Consider the following 21,591-nt stretch of genomic DNA (forward strand, 5'->3'; position numbering starts at 1 on the left):
GCAATCCACCGCTGTTTTTCAAGATGCATCCTAATATAAGAAAACCAAAGTTCGATCGGGCTACCGCTAAAAAAACATTACCTGGATTGCGCAAATAAACTTATATTTACCTAAGACCAATAACATTTGCGGCGGCAGATTTATTTCTTGCGTGCAGGAGAGGGTTTCCTTCTGGCGCAGCAAGAGGCATAAAAATTGCAACTGGAAATAGAAAGCTAAATATATATGAACGTAAAACGCACATTCGGAACGGTTCTCACTGTGCTGGGGATTGTTGGACTTATTTACACAGGATACGAGCTAATTAACAAAAGCACCGACTATACGATGCTGATCGTGGTAGGTATTATTGGCCTTATATTCTTTTCTTCAGGTATTTCGCTGGTAAAAAACACCAAGGACGAAGCTTAAAAATACGCAAATCCCTTTTGTGGCTTGCCCCTCCCCTTGCTATGGGGATTAGCTAAACACGGTTGCCCGGCTGCGGCAGCGCTTGACTTCCACGCTATTCGGTATAGACGAACAACCACATAATTTCTAGCCGCATGGAGTCAATACAGTCAGAAAAAGTCTTTCCGAGCTTTTCTTCTAGAGAAGCCATCAGGGTGTATCTTTTGTTAATAAATTGATAATACCGGGTTAATAAACTTGTAAATTCCAATATATACTTTTGGGGCAAACAACTATTAACCCCATGAGAATATATTTACTATTAATATTCTATTTTATTTCCTACGTCTCTCTTGCGCAAACGACCGTATTAAAGGGCAAAATTATAGATAGCAATGACAGCTTTTCCTTGCCGGGAGCATCGCTACGACTCCAGGAAGGCAATAGGCATACTGTCTCGGATGCTAACGGAAACTTTGAGTTTCTAAACCTACCGGATGGCACCTACACCCTGAATGTTGATTATATGGGGTACAACCACTTCGAGCAAAAAATCACCACCAGCGACAAAGGAATTGAAGTTCGTCTTGTTCCTGCGAGCAGCGCGATTGACGAAGTTCAAGTAATTGGCGATATCGCCAAAGGGCAAGCGCGCGCCTTGAACCAGCAGAAAAGCAACAACAATATATCCAATATCATTTCCTCAGATCAAGTAGGGCGCTTCCCGGATCAAAATATTGGCGATGCATTAAAACGTATCCCCGGGATCACGATGCAGAACGATCAGGGCGAAGCTAGAAACATCATCGTTCGCGGTCTCTCGCCCGAGCTGAACTCGGTCACGCTGAACGGAGACCGTATTCCCTCGGCAGAAGGAGACAACAGAAATGTACAGATGGACTTGATCCCCTCAGATATGATCTCTTCAATCGAAGTGAACAAAACATTAACACCGGATATGGATGCCGACGCCATTGGAGGTAGCGTTAACCTTATTACGCGGGCCGCCCCAAATAAGCAGCGTATCTCCGCTACATTGAGTGGCGGCTATGCGCCGATCCGTGAAAAGGCAATCTATAACGCTTCATTAATTTACGGAAATCGATTTATGGATAACAAAATGGGGCTGGTCTTGAGTGGAACGATCCAGACCAATGATTTCGGATCGAATAATATTGAGGCTGAATGGGACGAAGATGAAGGTGATGTTTTCCTAAAAGAATTGCAGATTCGTAAATACGATGTTACCCGTGTCCGGCGCAGCGTATCGGCGGCGTGGGATTATGATATTGACGCTAAAAACAGGTTGGCTTTGAATGCGATGTATAACTGGCGCGATGACCGCGAGAACCGCTTTGCAACGACCTTTTCGGACATAGAATATGATGCCGAGGCCGACACCTATATTGGCGAGATAGAACACGAAACCAAAGGGGGTGTCGATAACAGCCGAAACAAAGGACGCCGCTTGGAGCGTCAATCGGTTATGAACTTCTCGCTACAGGGGGAGCATATATTATTGCCGACGCTAGATATGGACTGGGCAGCTTCCTATTCGCGCGCCTCGGAATGGCGCCCTAATGAGCGGTACATATCGTACGTTCAAGAAGGCGCTATGCTAAACACTGATTTTAGCGACCCGTACCTACCTTTTGCTAGCGACCAGGCTAACGATCTTTCGAGTTTTGAGCTAAATGAGCTTACGGAGAACGAGAACAATACGCATGAAGATGAGTTTGGTGCTAAGCTAAATTTCCGTGTACCGTTATCGGTGATCGACGGCCAAAAAGGAAGAATACGCTTCGGTGTACGCCTGCGGATGAAGACCAAAGAGCGTGACAATAACTTCTTTGAATATAGCCCCTTATCGGGGTTTGATAACATGGCGGAATTGCCGATCCAAACTTGGAACGCTAAAGGTTGGGATCAGGGAGAGCGCTATGCTGCAGGGTCTTTTGTGGATAAAAACTTCTTGGGCGGCTTAAACCTAGCGGACCGCTCACAATTCGAGCGGGAGTCAAATCCCAAAGAGTTCCTATCGCAGAACTACCGCGCGAAAGAGCAGATCTACGCCGGTTATGTCCGCTGGGATCAAAACATTACCGAAAGCACGGCTTTAATATTAGGTGCCCGTTTAGAGCATACCCGAATTGACTACACGGGTAACAACGTGGTCGATGAAGAGGAATTGGCCGGCGAGATCAACAATAAAAACGACTACACGCAGATCCTTCCTGGAATTACTTTAAAACATAATTTTTCCAAAAACCTCGTTTTACGCGCCGCGGTTACCACCAGCTTAGCCCGCCCGAATTATTACGCACTCGCTCCCTACGTAAACTCAAACTTAGGTGATAAAGAGCTTTTTGCGGGAAATCCAAATTTGGAGGCTACCTACTCGACAAACTATGACCTTATGCTGGAGCGCTACTTTCAAAACGTAGGGATCATTTCGGGAGGTGCTTTCTATAAGCGCTTAAAGAATTTCATCTACATGTATAACGATCGAAGCTTCACGGCCGATCGTTTCGATCAGGTCTTCCCAACACTAGAAAACCCAATTGATGGGGGTGATACGTGGGATTTCGCACAATACCGCAATGGTGAGAAGGTCGATGTATATGGCTTTGAGGTTGCCATCCAGCGGCAACTGGACTTCCTTCCAGGCCCCTTCCTGCAAGGTTTCGCCGTGTATGCCAACTACACCTATACTAAATCTAAAGCCGAAGGTATCGCCGGCGAGGATGGTGTGCTACGTGAAGGACTTGGTCTTCCACAAACAGCCCCGCATATGGTGAACGGTTCGCTGTCGTGGGAAAACAGCAAATTTTCTGCACGTGTTTCGGCAAACTACACAGCAGCCTATCTCGATGAAATCGGCGATGACGCGTTCACGGATGCTTTTTACGACAAGCAGTTCTTTTTAGATGCAAACGCATCCTATAAAATCAGAAAATCACTTCGTATCTTTGCCGAGGCCAACAACTTAACCAATCAGCCACTCCGTTACTACCAAGGAGAAGTGGAGCGGATGCGTCAATTAGAATATTATAAACCACGTTATACCTTAGGTCTTAAATTTGACCTTTAAGCAAACAAACTATGAGAAAACAGTTCATCATACTAACTTTAGCAACCGCCCTACTTTCAGCCTGTGGCGACAATTACGCTCCTGTTGCTGAGAATGCACTAAAGCCTACTGTTACTACCGAGCAGGTGCCAAATGACACGGATGACCCGGCAATCTGGGTGAATCCAAATGACAGCACCGATATGTTGGTGATCGGTACTGATAAGCATGAAAAGACAGGTGGTCTTTATGCTTTTGATGCGCAAGGGAAAATCATCAATAAAGTAACTCCATTAGACCGTCCGAACAATGTCGATATCGCTTACGGCTTTAATTTAGGCGGAGAAAAGGTTGATATAGCCGTTGTTACCGAGCGTGGCACCGATAAAATTCGGGTATTCAGTTTGCCTGACTTAACGCCTCTTGATAATGGCGGTATTCCCGTCTTTGACGGACAGGAAGAAAAGTCGCCAATGGGCGTCGCTTTATATACACAGAGCGATAGCATATCTACTAAAATTTTTGCTGTGGTGGGCCGCAAAACGGGACCTACAGGCAGCTATCTTTATCAATATGAGCTTAAAGATAACAGCGGCGTGATCACCGGGGAAAAAGTTCGCGAATTTGGAGCATTCAATGGTGGCAAAGAAATCGAGGCCATTGTTGTAGACAATGAGCTGGGCTATATCTATTATTCGGACGAAGGATTCGGTATCCATAAATACTACGCCGACCCGTCTAAAGGAAACCAAGAGCTCGCGTTGTTTGGACAAGAGGATTTTAAAGACGATCATGAAGGTCTAGCAATCTATAAAACCTCGGACAGCACCGGTTACCTGGTCGCCTCCAATCAGCAAAACAACTCTTTTAACATATATCCTAGAGAGGGCGATGCAGGAAATACCAATCAGTATACGCTTATTGCCGAAGTTCCGGTCTCAGCGATTGAGTGCGATGGCCTCGAGGCGATCTCCATGCCGATCGGCTCGCAGTTCCCGCAAGGGATGATCGTAGCGATGAGTAATGGCATGGTATTTCATTATTACGACTGGCAGATGATCCAAGACCTTATCGAGGCAAGCCATTAAAAAATTTTGAGCCATCAAAGGCTTTATCGAAACACCGCTCGGCGCCCCAAAAGTGATAGTGATCTTTGGGGCGTCCCTGTTTCGAAGTACTTTTGGCAGACCTTAACCTACCTTTTGTATATAAAAGAAACTATCACTAGCTAATTTTATTTCCCGCGGCAAGAATGCGGGAAAATTGAGCGCAAAAAAAATGTGGCTTAAAGCAAAAAGCTATAGCCACATTTCCCAATAACAATTATTGAAGGAGTAATTATGCGATGCGAACGTTTGTCGCATTAAGTCCTTTTTGACCTCTTTCAACGTCATAAGTAACTTCATCGTTTTCTCTTATCTCGTCTCTAAGACCTGTTGTGTGTACAAATAGATCATCACCACCGTCGTTAGGTGTAATAAATCCGAAACCTTTTGTACTGTTGAAAAATTTCACTTTTCCTTGTTGCATTGTGTAATGTATTAAATTAAATTATTTTTGTTAAGGCATAACGCCATTCCTAATTAGAACGCGAGCGTCCTAAATAATCATTATGTTAAACAGAAAAGATGTGTAGTCAAAGAGTATGAAAGTACATTCTCCAAAAGTTACTGCATCGATTAGATGATAACAACTAGCAACTGATAATGCAAAAACTAAAAGAGAAAAGTAAACTGATCGATTTCAGAAAAGCGTAGGCAGGGCCTGATTATATAGCAAAGATATGTATAATAAATTGAATATCAAAGAATTTATCTTGACATCAATTTAATAACCATAAAATGCGATCTCAAAGCGCCAAAAAAAGTCTTATACTCGTTGTACTTTATATTGAATTCCTTTGAAGTTTCTTTAACGATCCGATTCAGTGCCGGGTAATGGACATGGCTAATTTTCGGAAATAAGTGATGCTCGACTTGAAAATTCAACCCGCCCAGCAACCAGGTTAATACTTTACTGCCAGTGGCAAAATTTGCCGTCGATCGTAGCTGATGAATCATCCATTCATCTTCAATCTTACAGTTCTCCACGGTGTTAAACTCGGTCTCAGACACGACATGCGCAAGCTGAAAGACTGTCGCTAAGCATATTCCGCATACAATGCTACTTATCAACAGCCCGATAAGCGTGGGAACAAACCCCACCACAAGTATGGGAATAGTAATAAATATCTGAAAGTGTATAAATTTACTCACCCAGAAAATAATATGCTCTTGTCTTGGAAAATTGAACTTATCGGATGTAGGGCTCAAACGCCGACGGAAATACTTTTCGTAATCTTGAAAGAAGATCCACGCGAGGTAGGAAATCGCGTACAGCAACATAAAGTATATATGCTGGAAGCGGTGATGCTTTTTCAAGGGCTGGTCATGGTGAATACGCATGAACTTAATTTCAATATCATGATCTTCCCCATCGATGTTCGTATAGGTGTGATGTGCAATATTATGCTTGAGCTTCCATAAATAGATATTCCCTCCTAAAAGGTTTAAGGAGTACGATAGCACCGAATTGAGTTTTTTATTATCCGAGAAAGAGTTGTGCCCCGCGTCGTGCATGATATTAAAACCAATTGCTGCGAAGTTGACCCCAAGAATGGCACATAGAATGACACCGATAATCCAGTGCGGCTGCACAAATACCAAGGTAACGTATAACACAGCTAAAGATAACAGCAGTATTATAGCTTTGAGCATCAACCTTCTATTGCCGAATTTCTTTTTAGATTCCTGTTCGAAATAAAGATTTATCTTTTGTTTTAAAGATTTAGAAAACAATGTGTTGACATTGCTGAATTTTAAGGAGGGTTGCATCGTGCGCGCGTGGATTGTATTGATATGACTAAAGTTAACTATTCGAACTTTTCTGTGTGTGTGTGTATAATTACAAATTAACACTAATTTCTCTATTATAAAAATATTGTTCAATTAAAATGCCAGATTTAAATTGCTAATTTACGACTACCTTTAAAAAGAGCGTAATAAAATCGTGCTGAACGCAAAAGTACGAATAAATATCGTCGTTAGATATTTTATTCAACAAAGCCAAAGTAACAAAGAAATAGAAGAAAAGAAGGTATTATGGTGCATTTCCATTACCCTACTTCCGATTTTACTGGCAGAAAAGCCGCACACGTCCACCCTCACTTACTCCGAGCCGAAATTTACTCAATACTGGGATGCAAATCAATGCTGTATCCGGCACGTTACCCGCATACAGCCTCAAAAATAAAGGTAATGACGATCCATTTAAGGAAAAAGTAGCGGACGGTAACATGGAACTTCAAGTTCCCGGCGATCGGGAAATCAGCATCTGCTGGAAGAAGTCTAAAAATGATAAACACAATTAACCTAGGAGCGAGCAGAAACCAGATAAACTGATATGAAAATTTGAGCTCATCACAGGCGGCACCACAGCGATTGAGGGCGTGGAGCCATATTGTAATTTCAATACTTTATATCTATATTGATTTTGTAGTTTTACAACTGCAAAATACCCGTATGTGTGTAATATAAATACAATAAAATGGACGCTGTAGTAAATTTTCAAGATTTGCTATTACCGCGTGTTAATAGCATCTTTCGAAAAACCTTTCACGCTCGAATTAACTGGCGATATAGCTGATTCCCTGCGGGGTTAACCTTCTTTGTGAACAGGCAGGCTCGTTACACGCATATAATTTTATTTAATGGTTAAAACATAGACCTTTGGGCTTTGTTAGCATAACAATGATCGATATACAAATACAACAACAGCAGGCCGCGCAGGCGCTTCTCAAAAGAATATTGCCCGAAAGGGCCGCGGAGTTTCTAGTACGTATTGAGACTGCCGAGAAGAGCGATGAAGACTTCTTTAGCGTCCATGCTGCAGATGGTAAAATCGTCCTGTCCGGGAACAATCCTGTAGCGGTCGCCTCGGGGTTACACTGGTACCTTAAACACATCTGCAACTGCCATATCTCGTGGAACAGCGACCAGCTGAACCTTCCGCAGGTGCTGCCGACGGATTTTCAGGGCATCCGAAAAAACACGGAGTTTAATATTCGTGCCTACCTGAACTTCTGCACCTTCAGCTATACGATGGCCTGGTGGAACTGGGAGCGTTGGGAGCGCGAAATTGATTGGATGGCCCTACACGGCATCAATATGCCTTTAGCTATCACGGGGCTAGAGGCTGTATGGCAAAACACGCTACGCCGTTTAGGTATGGACGACAACTCGATACGGAACTTTTTGGTGGGGCCGACCTACTTCGCCTGGCAGTGGATGGACAATCTGGAGAGTTGGATGGGACCCCTCTCGCAAGATTGGATAGATCGTCACGCGGAGCTCGGCCAGCGAATCATTGCCAGAGAGCGCGAACTGGGCATGAAAACCATCCTCAAAGGATTCACCGGTTACGTTCCTACGGCTCTTGCGAAATTCTACCCCGACGCGAAGATCTATAAATCGGACTGGATATCCACTTTCGAGACCGCGCTGATCGACCCACTGGATCCGCTGTTTGCTCAGATAGCCAAAATATTTCTTGAAGAGCAGTATAAGCTCTTCGGCACGGACCACTATTATTCGGTCGATCCGTTTCACGAAAGTCAGCCTCCTGTTAAAACTGCCGAATACCTTGAGCAGGCCGGCGGCGCCATTTTTTCGGCGATCCAAAATATCGACTCACAAGCTGTGCTGGCCATCCAGACCTGGTCACTCCGCCCCGGCTTATTACGCGCCGTTCCCAAAGATAAAACGCTGATGCTGGCACTGACAGGCACCAACTGGAAAAAGCACGAAAGCTACTGGGGGCGCCCCTGGATCGTGGGCATGATGCATAATTTCGGGGGGCGGAACTATATCGGGGGTAACCTGGCGCACTTTTTAAGCCACGCGCTCCGTTTAAAGCGGATGCCCGAGGCGCTAAATGTGCAAGGTCTAGGAATCTTCCCCGAGGCCATCGAACATAACCCTGTGGTTTACCAGGCAGCAACTGAGATCGCCTGGCATGCGGATATTCAAACCGACGTGTCAGCGTGGACCCAAAAATATGCCCAAGCGCGCTACGGACAGCTACCCAAGGCTGCTGGGCGCGCCTGGGAGATACTCCTTTCTACCGTCTATCAGCAAAAGAAAGTGAAAATCATTTCTATGGAGTCACCCATTTGTGCCCGCCCGGCACTATTCATGCCTCGGGTATCGATGAACGGCAATATGGTAAGAGACTATGACTTAATCGCGCTGTGGCCAGCTTGGCAACAGATGATTAACGCGTCAGGCGAACTGGGTAAGATCGCTACATTTGAATATGACTTGGTGGATATTGCCCGTCAATGTTTAGCGGATCTATCGCTTTTATTGCATCAAACGCTGGGCGCCGCGTATACCACACGGGACACGAACAGCCTGCGCGCGGCGGGGAAGCAATATATTGAGCTGATGCGAGATATGGACGAATTGCTCGCCACCAGAGAAGAGTTCTTGTTAGGTAAGTGGCTGGCGGACGCCCGAAGATGGGGTAATCACCAGGAGGAGAAGGACCGCTACGAGCAGGCCGCACGCACGCTGATAACGATATGGGGGCCGGTTACACCCAACGCCCTATTTTATGATTATTCCAACCGGCAGTGGTCGGGCTTGATTAGCGGATTTTATGTTCCGCGCTGGCAGATGTACATCGACTATTTACTTGGACAGTCCGAGGAAGAGAACAAACGGTACCACTCGCGAAAGCTTAAAAAGTCTTACGGAAGGCCGGCTAATAATGCCAACCCATTTTTTGAAATGCTCTCTGTTTGGGAGAAATCGTGGACGGAAATGCATGAGCGCTACCCCGCTGAGCCTTCAGGTGATGCACTGGAGATCGCCTCGCGATTATATGATAAATGGTGGCCCGTTATGCTGCATCAGTCTCAGCAGGTCACCCCTGCCGTGCAAAAAACCGAAAATGTGGAAGAAGCGACGCGTCAAGCCGAAGATGCCGATAATTTCGGTTTATAGAGGCGCCAAAATACGGGGTCTATCGTTGTGCTATTCGAGAATAGCCTTTTTGCGAATAAACAAGCTTAAAGGCTATCTATTAATTTGACGCTGCTTTGGTTAGGCCAATTTTTCGCCCGCCACCCGTGATGGACAATAGGAAAGCATAATTATACACCCTATCGTTAAGCAGCGGCTCGTTAGCGAATACCAATCTCTTGAATGCAAAGAGCGAGAACTTATCGGAGAAGGCCTCATAAAAGAACGTTATTACTAAGCAACGTCGTCTATTATATGTTCAAAGTATTTTTCCCTCATAGGTAATGTTCAAAAATGGCAAGTCTTTAGGGTTCTACCTTGTCAAATATAAATTACCTTCAGTATCTTAATCTCGTACGATATCTGTTTCGACAATCGTCTAACAATATAAGGAGCGAGATCTCTATCTGGTTTTATAGAATAAAGCTCAATATCAATTATATAGCTCGAGCTGCCCAAGTGCGAAGCCACCACTTCTCTATATTTTCACAAGATTTTCATAGACAATTGTCTACGTTATTTTACGACATATGTCATCGTTTAGATCTGTCAGGATCATGAAATTTGTGTTATCACAAACAAAAACTATCATGAAATCCAAGCCCAGTATTTCTTTCCATGACCCACGCCACAAAAATTATTTTGGATATGCGACATGGCCGGCCGCAGAAGAAGGACGGGCAAAAGACAACGGAGACAACAGTACGGATTTGATGAATTTATTTCTTGAACGCGTCGCAATTCTTTAATTATTCATTTATAATAAAACTATCAAAAAATGTCAAAAAATTTAAAAAGAGGCCTTGAAGCCCTCCTTCGTCCCGAAGACAGTATTGTCGTACTGATCGATCACCAGCCTTTCCAGTTCGCGAACCTGCACAGCCATGATCCTCAGGGAATAATCAATGCGGTCACCGGACTTTCGAAGGCGGCGAAATTGTTTAACGTACCGACTATTTTGACCACCGTTATTGAACAACAAGGCGGACTCATCATCAAACAAATTCAGGATGTATTTCCGGAGCAAAAGCCTATTAACCGTACTTTTATCAATACTTGGGAGGATTCAAATGTTACTGATGTAGTAGCCAAAACCGGTCGTAAACAACTAATCATAGCGGGCCTCTACACAGAGATCTGTGTGGCTATGCCCGCGATCCAAGCGGCAGCAGAAGGTTATGATGTATTTGTTGTTACAGATGCCTGCGGAGCGCTATCTGTGGAAGCCCACGATATGGCCATACGTCGTATGGAGGCACATGGTATTACGCCGATCAACTGGATCGCCGTAATTTCTGAATGGCAGCGTGACCATGCTCGCGGTGAAACGGGACTTGGATTTGCAGATATTCTGGTAGAACATGGTGGCGCCAGCGGTGTTGCTTTTCTGTGGGAACAACAGCTATTGAATACGCCAGTACCGGCACAATAACGAAGTCTCTGACAAAGCAACATTCTGACCGATCTCAGGATGTTGCTTTTGTTTATCCTGTCACCACGACCCACTCTACTTTTAACATAACCGACCAAGCAGTCATCATTATGGGTGATACCCTAAATCGGTCTTTTTCTTTTAATGGACTACGACTCGCCGGTGATACAGGGACGGTTATTGCTATAATCATGATTGCAAAACAGGAACATTGCTCATTATCTATGAAAGCATAACGATTGATTCATAATGCGCTAGTCCTATCTTCCATGCAATTGGCCGCTTAAGATCGCAGCTTCGTGCAATTTAAAAGTTAAAACCCTGTTAAGTTTACCTCCACATAATAAAACGCACTCATATTATGCGTTTTATTGGTGTATACCACTCCGAAATAATAGTTGTCATTTTCCCATGCATTGCTGCCCTGAATAGCGACTGGTGATTCGGGGTTATTATCAAAATCTGCTCCAACGAGAAACTCCCTAGGGCTATTATCTGGCAGCCCGAGATAGTTCGTAAAATAGTCGATCTCGTTCATTTCTAAATGCGCACGGTGGTCAGTAACGATAACTTTTGAGAAATCTATGTCCATAACCGTTTCGGGTAAATGGTTAGCATTTTTCTTAATAAGCAGCGTGTAAATTTCTCCATCATCTTTAACTTTCGAGATATCCACATATGCCTTTAGCTTCTCTCCTTTTTTAAACCCCTTGTCATCTCCAAGCATATACCCCCTATTGAGTATGTATATATATCCCTTGCCCACCTTTTCCAGCATAAAAGAATAAATCTCCGGATCGGCCGGTAAGTTTTGCGCGTTAACGAGATTGATTGGATGTACCTCTTCCAGCATACTACCATTTTCGTCGTTAACTCGTATAACGAAATCGTACATGCCCTCTGGCGCCTCCTTATCAATATCAAAATGTTTGTGTACGTTCGTGTTTTTCACGCCCTTAAATTCATTCCAAGTAACCTCAAATGACCATTCTCGGGCATAACTTTCGCTAGTTCGCTGCCGAATCAAGATTTGTACATCGCTAATGCGGTCCCCCGCAACAACATCCATATCAAGATGAAAATCCCGACCGATGATTCCTTGTTGGTTATTTCCGTACCCGATCTCCAGATTTTCGATGGTGGGTGGTAGCACCTCGACAGCCGTCTGGTCGTCCTTAGTACAGGAAGAAAATTGAATAAAAATTAGGGCTACGGCCGTAAAAAAACTACACTTTTTATGTATACTATTTTTCATTTTTTTATACTGTTGATTTATGTTCCAGATGCCTAATTTATAGCACTGGCCTGTTCAAGTAATAACTATATAATTTTAATGCTTAACCCTTTGATTGTCTGCCAACCCTCCTTATCCGTTAAACGGATCATAAAGTGATAGTCGCCAGTGTCGATATCTGCGGGTATAGTTATTTCCTGTTGCAAGGAATAGGTTTTTAAACCTGCCGCAATGTCGTAGCTCCGAATCAGCGTAAACGGCTTAAGAGGTGTTTTGATAGGGTTCAGTCCGCAGTTCGCCACTTCAGTACTATGCGTATGATGATCGAAATTATGGTGGATATCAATGCTTACAGATCCCAGTTCAGCGTTGTCCTTGAGCTCTGCAATAAATGTAAATTTATCGCCACGGTGCACGGTATCACACTGTTTGGGAAAGGCATTCACAGCGCCAATATCTATTACAGGGTACTCCGTATCGATTTCCTGTTGGTTTTCCTTCTTACAACCTGCTAATACTATAACGGAGAACAGGAGTAAGCCTATTAATTGAGTTTTCATATTTTCTGTATTTACGATAAGCAATTGCCCAGCTGACTCTAGCTCAGCATTAGTTATCGTCCTATTTACACTATAGTTAGTTATTTGTTATTGGTACATATTGAAAACAGCGAAATGGCTTTACCATGACCTGTTGATTACTAATTGTAAACTATATTAAAAGGAACACTTTTGGAAACAGTCTTGTTATACGTTGTATTCTTATAGATTACCACTAGATTATACTCCCCCGAACCCCATGCTTTGTCACCTGATATAGCACCAGCGACTGGTATCCTATTGTCCTTTTCTGTGCCTATTCCGAATCCAGGAATACGCTTAATAACTGTAAAGGGATTTGTAGTCAGATCAATGAGGAAATTCGAAAAATTAAACACGCTGGTCTGATTTTTATGTTCATACATGTCATAAACAATCGCTTTGCTAAAGTCGATTTCCTCGATGGTGGTTGGGTTGTGATTCGCAGACTTTTTAATCAGCAATAAGTACACGATTCCGTCACCCTTTACAAAGGAAATATCCACATGGCTGGTCAAGGTATCGCCTTTGGAAAAATTTTCAGTGGGATTCTCGTTCATACCATGCAAATCAAAAATGGATTGCCCATTTTTCTTGAGGCTAAGCTGTGTTATCTTGGGCTCCACAGGAATGTTGGCAGCTGAATAGATGGCAATATCTCGTTTACGTTCTAACTTCGAACCGTTCTGATCATATACGGTAATAATGAAATCATATTTTCCTTCAATTGCATTTTCAGGAATAGTAAAATGTTTATGCACGGTGGCATTTTTAAGATCTTTGTACTCATCCCAAATAATTTCGTGTTCCCAAATTTCACTGTAGGTTTCTTCTTCTTTTTGTAAAATTTTGATCTCTACCTTTTCGATCTTACCGGCCGCAACAATGCTCGCGTTAAAATGAAAATCCTGTGCGATAATTCCAACACCGGCATCCCCTAGTCCGAGTTCTATATTGTCCATCGTGGGAATGGGTAACTCCGGTAATGGATTTTCATCCTCCTTACAAGCAGTAATTGAGGAGACCAACAGCAGGAATGCGGTGAACATTTTAATTGCTTTATTTGCGTTTGACTTGTGTTGTGTTTGCATTGCTTTATTTTTGATTAGTAATTTTAAAAGGTACTTTAATAGAAAGAACGATGTTACGCCCCATCTCGGGCAGTTCAATCAGACGGTAAAAACTTGTGTGATTCATATAACGGGTGTTGAAGAGGTTTTGCCCCTGGATGCTCACCGAAATAGGCTGACCATAAAAATTTAGCTTAGTGCCAGCTTGGATATTAAAAATCTGATATCCTGGAGTCTTTTTCTCCGGCGGAACGATATTATCCTGCTTGCCAGTAATCCGGTAATCGACGGACACATAGCTGTTAGTAACCCTTTCTCCTGTATTAGGCATCCAGGTCAGGTTAAACAGTACAGAGGTCGGCGGAGAAAATGGTAAGGTATACCCCTTTTTATCTCCCGATAGCTGCTCAGCGTACAAATATTCTCCTAGCAATTCAGCATTCAGTGTTTTCAATGGACTGAATTTTACATTAAGCTCGCCTCCATAGCGCACTACTCGGCTTTGTGCGTACTGAAAAATCTGATTCCCCGCCCCATAATTGGTGTCATGCTGGGCAGTGGGATTCAGATAGATGTAATTCGGGAAATAGTTATAAAAAGGACTTAACTGCACAGACAATTTCTCTATTGTCCATGCCAAGCCTAGATCCAATTGATAGGATTGTTCAGGCGACAGCGATGGATCTCCACGCTCATAACTAAAATAGTGATAGTTCACACCATTTGCACCAAGCTCTTTAGCGATGGGCATCCGAAAGCTTTTACCAATATTGCTTTTTAGACTGAAGTTTCCTCTATTGTAATTGAGTCCTAGCGACCAAACCATGCTATGGAACGTGCGCTTTAAATTATCTGCTCTAACCGCATGCTTCGAACTTGTGGTGGCACCATCCGACAATTCGGAAGGAAACCAGTCCACATATTCAGACATAGCCATACGCCCATAGTCATAACGCAACGCGCCGTGCATCAGAATGCGCTCATTTAACTTGAACTTATCGTACACAAAGATGCCAGCACTGGTTTGCTTAAAAGCTGGAACTAGAAATGTCCAGCCACTGATCGTATTGTTCTGATATTCACTATTTATGCCAAGGGTAAGGGAATGCCTATCCACTGCGATTTGGTCTCGCAGGTTCACGGAATAAACTCTTTTATCAAATTGTCTTTCCAGATTCTCGGGTATAGTCATGCTATCAGGATATAGGGCAGGCATATATCCATGGCTGACATACGGACTGTATTCCTGACGAAAGTTTCGTTGAAAACCAAGCTCCATTTCTATGCTGTGTCCCCCTGTTTCATACCCAGTTTTATTTATCACCTTGAAGTGGTTTACCTTTTGGCTTGGCATCAGAATATCCCTTGCCGACCGATCATGCATCTTTGCGTCTACCCGTCTGGGTTCAAGCCCGTGAGCATTAGCAAAAAATCCACTATGACTATGGACATTACTAAAGTAAATAAGGCTACGAAAATGGTCGCTTAGATATCCTGTATTGAAATGTATATCTGTTTCGCGCCCTGCAGTATTTCGAAGGTGATTTCTATCCAGCGGAACTGCGTAATCATAAACATATACCGTGTCTGTAGGCACTCGGTAGTCGCCATAGCTTTGATAGGTCAACCTGCCATCAAAGAACATACGCTCTTTCCTTCCGTAGAGATTAACCGAACTTCCGTACTGAGTATTGTTTGTCTTACCAAGTATATCGATCGATCCACCTAATGTATTAATCTCCGGTACGGTCGGCGGCTTGACATTAATGACGCCTCCGATAGCATCTGATCCATAAAGAAATGACGCGGCACCTTTTATCAGTTCCACTTCTCCGGCGGCAAATTGATCAATCTCGAGGCCATGATCAGCGCCCCACTCTTGCCCCTGGTGCTTCACACCTTTATCAACGACAACTACGCGATTAAAACCAAGTCCGCGAATAAGCGGTTTAGACTGTCCTGAACCGATGCCTATGGTTTTGATTCCCGGTAGGCGGGATAGTGTTGACATTAAACTCCCGCCCAGATTGCGCCGAATAAAATCGCGGTTCACCACATCCATATTTAAAGGCTCTTCTTGCCGGCTTGTTCGAAGGTGATCATTCATTACAATCACCTCTTTTAGCCACCGGCTCTTAAAAGGCAGAACAACGGTTATGACATTATCTCCAGGTATCGATACCTTTCGAATGGACTGCTCATACCCTTCTCGTTGTATCACGATTTCATACGATTTACTTGACAGCTCCGTGAGACGAATGCTTCCCATTGAGTCTGTTAAAAAATAACTAGGAACACCTGAAACCTCGACATTGGCACCACTAACGGGCACGTTATTCGTATCAATAACGTTGATCAATAATTCGTACGTCTGGCCATAGGTACACCCAAGCGACATAGCCAGGAAAAAAAAGACAATAAATATCTTCATAAGAGGATAAAAGCATCACAGCAGGAGCAAAAATGCGACTGATCGATGTTTGAGTAAAATAAAAAGAGGTGCTTGCTCTGCGTGTAGGCAGAAGCCAGACAGACAGCAATACATAGTATACCGTTAGCTCAAAGAGGAAGGTGGACCTTTGTTGGAAAGAACCTTAATAGGGATAACATAGATAGGAACGGCGGTATACATCGTCAATTCGCTAATCTCAAAATTATGGACTATCAGCGTAACATACCCAGATACCAAGAAGCCCGCTTTGCTGAGGTGTCCGACATAGTTACATATTTTACAATCGTGATCAGTGTCCTGAGCGTGCTTGTCCTGGTTACTTTCGCAATCTTGATGATGAACTTTATGATTATGATCGTGAAAAACTTGCGTCAGTTGAATCGCGATCAATAAGAACACCAAGACGGCCGAAATTAGCCGATATATGCAAGAAGAGATATGTTTTTTGTTGCCCATTATTAATTGCAACAAAGTTGCGATTATATTTTGGAATTTCAAACGCCTTTGGTAGAAATCCGCAAAATAGTTACAAACAATAGGAATTTGCACTAACTAATGGCTCAAAAATAGGCTTACTCTAAGTTTTCACTGGCTTAAAATAGCGAATCGTCTCCACTTAGTGCGCCGGTATTTACACTAGGCAATGCACCCCATAGATTCACGTTTAAAAAGGTATTTTAGCGCTATCTAATCACGAACATCTGCAGGGAGATTTAGGCTATTTAGGATTAACCTGGGGTAAATCGCCTGGCGGTCGATTAGTCACAACCTACAGTACATCATTAAGATCGTTAATAGCACTCAAATTCAAAACATGATGCGCGTTATTAACCCTAAAATGAGCCCCAAATCAATTAACGAATAGGTTGCCACGTCTATTAAACGGGCGCATCTTAATTATTCGTATCCATTTTTTGGATAACTTCTCCCGCACTATTAACCATTTTAAAAAGTGGTGTACCCAAACTGTCTACCGATAAGATGATCCGCGGTTTTTCATCCGGACCGTTCAGCACCAGGCTCGAATTGCCATTCTCAGTCATTAAGCTGATCCGATTTATGTTACTACCGACTTTTCCTGTAGTGTCTTTATCATTGACGATAAGCCCAGAACGGTATCCGTTAGTTTTAGTATTTTGCTGCGTTAGGATACCAATAGCATCTGCATTGTCGTAGTCGAGAGCCAGCGCGTAAGTTTGCGTTTCTGGATTTCTCGATATCGCAATCCCGCCACATTCATCCCCTTTTTCGTTGTAAAATATTATACCTGCAGGATTGAGAGCTCGCTTATATTTCTTCCCTTTAATGATGGGAGGTTCCATTCTTTCTTCGTTCGATATTACCATCCTATTTACGCCATTATCGTCTACGATATTAATCCGTTTCACGGTAATTTCATCAAAGTTTTCCTTTAGCGATCTAAAGGAATAAAAAAGCATCAAAAAGGCTACTGTTACTGCCCCGGCATAAAAGCCAAGAATCAATTGTGTTTTGTTTTTCATCTGTAGATAAATTTATCGGTGGTTAGATTTCCGAGCGTTGTTCGTACTTTTAATATACACGATAAAGTTAATCGAATTTATCAAAAAATCGATCAAAGTTGTATGACATTATATCGAATAATTGACACCAGAGACAGTAGAAACGAGGGCATTAATAATTTTCATCGCAACCTTCTCCCCTTAGTAGTCTGCCAAAAAAAGTCCTTAACATCAGATTCCATTTGCTCAATTTGATCTATCGAAGAGAAACGGAACTGCCTTGCGATTGCTTTAGAAGTTCTTGGTATATTTGTATCTTAAAGAAGCAGCCAATGTTCGAAGTATTGTTCGCCCATATAGAAGAAAAAGTAACGTTGACGGATAAAGAAAAACTAGCTATATCTGAATTTTTTACATTCAAAAAGATTAGGCGGAAACAATATATCCTTCAGGAAGGCGATATATGTAAAAACATGGTCTTTATTAACAAAGGTCTTTTAAAATCCTACAGATTAGACGAGAAAGGTGGTGAGCATATTACTGTGTTTGGCTGGGAAGGATGGTGGATATCCGATCTCAAGAGCTTTCTTCAACAAATACCAGCCACGCTATTTATAGATGCCGTTAAAGACACTGAGTTGCTCGTTATCTCGCGAGAAGATTACGAGGAGTTGACCTTAGCTGTGCCGGTCATGAACCGTTATTTTCGAATTCTTTACGAGAATAGTCTGGTCACCAAAGATGAGCGGCTGATCAGTTTAAACAGGTATACAGCTGAGGAAAAATTCCAACGTTTGATTGATTATAATCCCGAGATGATTCAACGTGTTCCCCAGCATTTAATCGCATCGTATCTTGGTCTGGCTCCCGCAACCTTAAGTCGAATCCGAAAAAGATTGGGATCCGGCAAATAAAAATACTAGACGCAGGTCAACGGAATTTCTTGTCCGTGGTCAACATTCCTAGCATTCAAATGGGATACCTTTGCAGTACACATTTAAAGATTACATAAAATGGATAAAATTGCATTGGTAGTAGGTGTCACCGGCTTAACCGGAGCTAATTTAGCACAAGAACTTGTTGCTAACGGATGGCAAACATATGGGTTAGCGCGAACTCCCAAAGCCGGTATCAACAGCGTTAGTATGGTAAAAGCAGATCTTTTAGATAAGGATACCTTGAAAGAGGCGTTGGTTAATATCAGCCCCACGCATGTATTTATTACAACCTGGATGCGCAAAGACACGGAAGCGGAAAACGTTTTGGTTAACGGTACCATGGTTCGTAATTTGTTGGAAGTCCTTTCGGAGAAAAAATCAGTTGAACACGTTGCTCTAGTGACCGGACTAAAACACTATTTAGGCCCATTTGAAGCATTTGCTTCAAAAGAAAACATGACAGAGACTCCTCTGCGAGAAGAACAGCCTAGACTCAACCTTCCTAATTTCTATTACGCCCAAGAAGATGAGGTTTATCATGCTGCGCAGCGTGACGGCTTTAGCTGGAGTGTCCATAGGCCACATACGGTAATCGGCAAAGCGATTGGTAATCTCATGAACATGGGCACAACCCTTGCCGTTTATGCGAGTATTTGTAAATATAAAGGACAGAAGTTTATCTGGCCTGGTTCAGAGGCGCAATGGGAAGGTCTATCGGATGTTACTGATGCAGGTATATTGGCAAAACAACTCATCTGGGCATCAACAACCGCAGAAGCGAAAAACACGGCTTATAATATTGTCAATGGTGATATATTCAGATGGAAGTGGCTGTGGGAGCGCATTGCGAACCACTTCGGACTAGAATATGAAGGATTTAATGGGTCGGTCAGATCACTTGACGAGCAAATGCGGAATGATAGTGCAGCTTGGGATGCTATTGTAAAACGGAATGGATTAGAAGAGAATGAATTATACCGGTTGACATCTCCATGGCATACAGATCTTGATTTGGGAAGGCCGATCGAAGTGATGACAGATATGTCAAATAGCAGGAGATTAGGATTCAAAGAATACCAGAACACAGAAGAATCGTTTATTAATCTATTTGAGAAACTTCGTGTCGATAAAATTATTCCATAGGAACTTACAACGTAATGACCAATAAATAGCATTTAAATAAATATAGAAAATATTGTTTTGAGGGGTATTAGCATATAAGCGAATACCCCTTAATAAATTAGTTACCTTCCATCTGAATCAATTTCTTTGTCCTTTTATCTGTCACTTCGCAAAGCCTTGGATCCTTCGAATGCAATCTAACGGACAACACAGCAAAAATAATCAAGCGACGAAATGGAAAATGAAACCCACAAAAAAACGACATAACATTTGCTAAAGTAATTTCAGAAGATGATCTTGTAAAGAGTACATAGGAACGCAATCTGGTGTTATTAATTCGGATGGTATATACAATGCCAAAGGGAGGGGGAGGAGAATTCTATATTCGAACAGATATGACAGAAGATCAGTTTGACGAACCTTACGTCGATAAACCAGTGGACCTAGTGACCCTAACCAAATCGTATATTATAAAAGAAAATAACATATTATGAAGGTATATATTTTAGCGACATTTTTATTGTTCGCATTTAAGCAAGCTCCAGCCCAACGTTATCAGGAAGATAACAAAGTAGCTGAAAGTGATTTATTTCGGGTGACTATTCCAATCAAAAATGATTTTAAAGATCAACACATAAAGAGCATTTCGTTGCTTTTTGGATCTGATACTCTTCGTTTGGCAACTGTTAGACCTGATTCGACAGATAGCTCCTATATCCAAAATAATTTCTTACAAAGTGCCTTTGCGTCAAAAAATAGATTTTATGATTTAGGGTTTGAAGCAGATTACTATGTATTTAAAAATAACTATCCTCAAATTCAAGTTCCTAAAACTCCTGATGCTCGGAGAATGAAATTTGCAGTTAATGGTAATATAGAAACGATAAAACACTATTCTATCTCTGAAATACGGATGTATACTGATAGTACAACTTTCATTTATACGCACGGATACAAATGGAATGAGAAATCCTATTTTGGATTTCCAGCAAAATACAAAGAAAATTTAGAGGACGTTGAAGATCAGATCAGTCGAGATATGAAATCCTCACACAGCGATGTGTCGATCGATTCCGTCCTGGTGTATGAAGCAGTGATTTCCCTTACTGAAACCGAAATCGGCCGCACTAGAGAAGAAGAATTTGAATTAAAGCGTTTGCTGTTTGGTAGAGAATCCGCTTTCTCAACAGTAGTAGAAAAAAATCTAAAAGCTAGAAAAATTAATTATTACAACGACGGAAAATCTAAATGGACCGCTGCAATACTAGCTACTAGCGGACGACCTTTCGAATCTAAAATTAAAGTATATGTGCGGCTAAATAAGGACAGAAGCGTTACGATTAAGCTACCTAGGATGCTAGGTAATTTTACCGGAGATTAAGCCTCGTTAAACCATTAATTCCTTTCGAGAGCAAAGAACACTGACGCCAGTAATTAGTGCGGCGAGAGGACAAGCGAATGATGAAGATACAACAATCGAATTATGGATTTAAATTCAAAACATAATATTTAAATATACATCACTTAAAATTTATGATTAATCTTTATGTAATCGATTATTTTAACAAAAAAAGTAGCGGCTTGAAGACTTACGTCGATCAACTTCGCAATAATATGGTCAAAGACAAAAAATGTTCATTTTATTTTCGTAAAGGCAACTTGCTATAACTCTGTTCATAACGCGAAAAATGGAAATATAAATAACTACTATGTCCACATGATAAAGGGGTTTCCACAAATCCAGAACAAGATCTCCAAATTA

General features: G+C 42.3%; 19 protein-coding genes. 10 read left to right on the forward strand and 9 right to left on the reverse strand.

Translation table 11 applies throughout. The annotated features are described in order from the left end of the window. Positions 1–225: 225 nt before the first annotated feature. From FM107_RS15095 to FM107_RS15105, 3 genes are all read left to right on the forward strand, one after another. The gene (locus FM107_RS15095) at positions 226–411 is read left to right on the forward strand and encodes a hypothetical protein (protein ID WP_086949310.1); all 186 of its coding nucleotides are present in this window, start codon (positions 226–228) and stop codon (positions 409–411) included. A 283-nt stretch (positions 412–694) separates the two neighbouring features. Then, positions 695–3,481 carry a TonB-dependent receptor gene (locus tag FM107_RS15100; protein WP_086949311.1) on the forward strand — a complete coding sequence of 929 codons (2,787 nt, stop codon included), beginning with the start codon at positions 695–697 and terminating at the stop codon, positions 3,479–3,481. Positions 3,482–3,492: 11 nt separating this feature from the next. Further along, positions 3,493–4,548, forward strand: a complete 1,056-nt coding sequence (locus tag FM107_RS15105; RefSeq protein WP_086949312.1) for a phytase — start codon at positions 3,493–3,495, stop codon at positions 4,546–4,548. A 250-nt stretch (positions 4,549–4,798) separates the two neighbouring features. Here the strand turns inward: FM107_RS15105 and FM107_RS15110 are convergent, their stop codons facing one another. Both FM107_RS15110 and FM107_RS15115 read right to left on the reverse strand, forming a co-directional pair. Further along, positions 4,799–4,990, reverse strand: coding sequence for a cold-shock protein (locus FM107_RS15110; protein WP_086949313.1), 192 nt, complete (start codon positions 4,988–4,990; stop codon positions 4,799–4,801). Between the two features lie 281 nt (positions 4,991–5,271). Then, positions 5,272–6,216 carry an acyl-CoA desaturase gene (locus tag FM107_RS15115; RefSeq protein ID WP_256959568.1) on the reverse strand — a complete coding sequence of 315 codons (945 nt, stop codon included), beginning with the start codon at positions 6,214–6,216 and terminating at the stop codon, positions 5,272–5,274. Positions 6,217–6,698: 482 nt separating this feature from the next. Here FM107_RS15115 and FM107_RS19560 point away from each other — a divergent pair, with 482 nt between their 5' ends. The 4 genes from FM107_RS19560 (at position 6,699) to FM107_RS15130 (ending at position 10,954) form a co-directional block, all read left to right on the forward strand. Then, positions 6,699–6,869: a hypothetical protein gene (locus tag FM107_RS19560; RefSeq protein WP_179204510.1), complete on the forward strand. Its 171-nt coding sequence runs from the start codon at positions 6,699–6,701 to the stop codon at positions 6,867–6,869. A 379-nt stretch (positions 6,870–7,248) separates the two neighbouring features. Continuing rightward, positions 7,249–9,504: an alpha-N-acetylglucosaminidase gene (locus tag FM107_RS15120; protein ID WP_086949315.1), complete on the forward strand. Its 2,256-nt coding sequence runs from the start codon at positions 7,249–7,251 to the stop codon at positions 9,502–9,504. Positions 9,505–10,112: 608 nt separating this feature from the next. Continuing rightward, the gene (locus tag FM107_RS19565) at positions 10,113–10,271 is read left to right on the forward strand and encodes a hypothetical protein (RefSeq protein ID WP_179204511.1); all 159 of its coding nucleotides are present in this window, start codon (positions 10,113–10,115) and stop codon (positions 10,269–10,271) included. A gap of 29 nt (positions 10,272–10,300) precedes the next feature. Then, positions 10,301–10,954: a hydrolase gene (locus FM107_RS15130; protein WP_086949317.1), complete on the forward strand. Its 654-nt coding sequence runs from the start codon at positions 10,301–10,303 to the stop codon at positions 10,952–10,954. A gap of 52 nt (positions 10,955–11,006) precedes the next feature. Here the strand turns inward: FM107_RS15130 and FM107_RS19570 are convergent, their stop codons facing one another. The 7 genes from FM107_RS19570 to FM107_RS15160 all read right to left on the reverse strand — a co-directional run bounded on the left by FM107_RS19570 (position 11,007) and on the right by FM107_RS15160 (position 17,790). Next, positions 11,007–11,147, reverse strand: a complete 141-nt coding sequence (locus tag FM107_RS19570; protein WP_179204512.1) for a hypothetical protein — start codon at positions 11,145–11,147, stop codon at positions 11,007–11,009. A 120-nt stretch (positions 11,148–11,267) separates the two neighbouring features. Further along, positions 11,268–12,209, reverse strand: a complete 942-nt coding sequence (locus FM107_RS15135) for a DUF4625 domain-containing protein (protein WP_086949318.1) — start codon at positions 12,207–12,209, stop codon at positions 11,268–11,270. A gap of 65 nt (positions 12,210–12,274) precedes the next feature. Further along, positions 12,275–12,748 (reverse strand): DUF4625 domain-containing protein, encoded by a 474-nt coding sequence (locus FM107_RS15140; RefSeq protein WP_086949319.1) that lies wholly within the window; start codon positions 12,746–12,748, stop codon positions 12,275–12,277. A 140-nt stretch (positions 12,749–12,888) separates the two neighbouring features. Next, positions 12,889–13,857: a DUF4625 domain-containing protein gene (locus tag FM107_RS15145; protein WP_086949320.1), complete on the reverse strand. Its 969-nt coding sequence runs from the start codon at positions 13,855–13,857 to the stop codon at positions 12,889–12,891. A 4-nt stretch (positions 13,858–13,861) separates the two neighbouring features. Continuing rightward, positions 13,862–16,234, reverse strand: coding sequence for a TonB-dependent receptor (locus FM107_RS15150; protein ID WP_086949406.1), 2,373 nt, complete (start codon positions 16,232–16,234; stop codon positions 13,862–13,864). Between the two features lie 156 nt (positions 16,235–16,390). Beyond that, entirely contained in the window at positions 16,391–16,744 is a 354-nt protein-coding gene (locus FM107_RS15155; RefSeq protein ID WP_086949321.1) for a hypothetical protein, read from the reverse strand. Between the two features lie 437 nt (positions 16,745–17,181). After that, positions 17,182–17,790 carry a hypothetical protein gene (locus FM107_RS15160; RefSeq protein ID WP_086949322.1) on the reverse strand — a complete coding sequence of 203 codons (609 nt, stop codon included), beginning with the start codon at positions 17,788–17,790 and terminating at the stop codon, positions 17,182–17,184. Positions 17,791–18,101: 311 nt separating this feature from the next. Between FM107_RS15160 and FM107_RS15165 the strand changes: the two genes are divergently transcribed. The 3 genes from FM107_RS15165 to FM107_RS15175 all read left to right on the forward strand — a co-directional run bounded on the left by FM107_RS15165 (position 18,102) and on the right by FM107_RS15175 (position 21,210). After that, positions 18,102–18,683: a Crp/Fnr family transcriptional regulator gene (locus tag FM107_RS15165; RefSeq protein ID WP_086949323.1), complete on the forward strand. Its 582-nt coding sequence runs from the start codon at positions 18,102–18,104 to the stop codon at positions 18,681–18,683. A gap of 99 nt (positions 18,684–18,782) precedes the next feature. Beyond that, positions 18,783–19,850 (forward strand): SDR family oxidoreductase, encoded by a 1,068-nt coding sequence (locus FM107_RS15170; RefSeq protein WP_086949324.1) that lies wholly within the window; start codon positions 18,783–18,785, stop codon positions 19,848–19,850. A gap of 469 nt (positions 19,851–20,319) precedes the next feature. Further along, complete coding sequence (locus tag FM107_RS15175) at positions 20,320–21,210, forward strand: hypothetical protein (RefSeq protein WP_086949325.1); 891 nt, start codon at positions 20,320–20,322, stop codon at positions 21,208–21,210. Positions 21,211–21,591: the final 381 nt, after the last annotated feature.

Source organism: Sphingobacterium sp. JB170 (assembly GCF_900163865.1).
Taxonomy (GTDB): domain Bacteria; phylum Bacteroidota; class Bacteroidia; order Sphingobacteriales; family Sphingobacteriaceae; genus Sphingobacterium.

What these genes read in the sequence shown, in the direction of transcription:
- FM107_RS15095 (WP_086949310.1), top strand. Translation starts at nt 226, where the DNA reads ATGAACGTAAAACGCACATTCGGAACGGTTCTCACTGTGCTGGGGATT.
- FM107_RS15100 (WP_086949311.1), top strand. Translation starts at nt 695, where the DNA reads ATGAGAATATATTTACTATTAATATTCTATTTTATTTCCTACGTCTCT.
- FM107_RS15105 (WP_086949312.1), top strand. Translation starts at nt 3,493, where the DNA reads ATGAGAAAACAGTTCATCATACTAACTTTAGCAACCGCCCTACTTTCA.
- FM107_RS15110 (WP_086949313.1), bottom strand. Translation starts at nt 4,990, where the DNA reads ATGCAACAAGGAAAAGTGAAATTTTTCAACAGTACAAAAGGTTTCGGA.
- FM107_RS15115 (WP_256959568.1), bottom strand. Translation starts at nt 6,216, where the DNA reads ATGCTCAAAGCTATAATACTGCTGTTATCTTTAGCTGTGTTATACGTT.
- FM107_RS19560 (WP_179204510.1), top strand. Translation starts at nt 6,699, where the DNA reads ATGCAAATCAATGCTGTATCCGGCACGTTACCCGCATACAGCCTCAAA.
- FM107_RS15120 (WP_086949315.1), top strand. Translation starts at nt 7,249, where the DNA reads ATGATCGATATACAAATACAACAACAGCAGGCCGCGCAGGCGCTTCTC.
- FM107_RS19565 (WP_179204511.1), top strand. Translation starts at nt 10,113, where the DNA reads ATGAAATCCAAGCCCAGTATTTCTTTCCATGACCCACGCCACAAAAAT.
- FM107_RS15130 (WP_086949317.1), top strand. Translation starts at nt 10,301, where the DNA reads ATGTCAAAAAATTTAAAAAGAGGCCTTGAAGCCCTCCTTCGTCCCGAA.
- FM107_RS19570 (WP_179204512.1), bottom strand. Translation starts at nt 11,147, where the DNA reads ATGATTATAGCAATAACCGTCCCTGTATCACCGGCGAGTCGTAGTCCA.
- FM107_RS15135 (WP_086949318.1), bottom strand. Translation starts at nt 12,209, where the DNA reads ATGAAAAATAGTATACATAAAAAGTGTAGTTTTTTTACGGCCGTAGCC.
- FM107_RS15140 (WP_086949319.1), bottom strand. Translation starts at nt 12,748, where the DNA reads ATGAAAACTCAATTAATAGGCTTACTCCTGTTCTCCGTTATAGTATTA.
- FM107_RS15145 (WP_086949320.1), bottom strand. Translation starts at nt 13,857, where the DNA reads ATGCAAACACAACACAAGTCAAACGCAAATAAAGCAATTAAAATGTTC.
- FM107_RS15150 (WP_086949406.1), bottom strand. Translation starts at nt 16,234, where the DNA reads ATGTCGCTTGGGTGTACCTATGGCCAGACGTACGAATTATTGATCAAC.
- FM107_RS15155 (WP_086949321.1), bottom strand. Translation starts at nt 16,744, where the DNA reads ATGGGCAACAAAAAACATATCTCTTCTTGCATATATCGGCTAATTTCG.
- FM107_RS15160 (WP_086949322.1), bottom strand. Translation starts at nt 17,790, where the DNA reads ATGAAAAACAAAACACAATTGATTCTTGGCTTTTATGCCGGGGCAGTA.
- FM107_RS15165 (WP_086949323.1), top strand. Translation starts at nt 18,102, where the DNA reads ATGTTCGAAGTATTGTTCGCCCATATAGAAGAAAAAGTAACGTTGACG.
- FM107_RS15170 (WP_086949324.1), top strand. Translation starts at nt 18,783, where the DNA reads ATGGATAAAATTGCATTGGTAGTAGGTGTCACCGGCTTAACCGGAGCT.
- FM107_RS15175 (WP_086949325.1), top strand. Translation starts at nt 20,320, where the DNA reads ATGAAGGTATATATTTTAGCGACATTTTTATTGTTCGCATTTAAGCAA.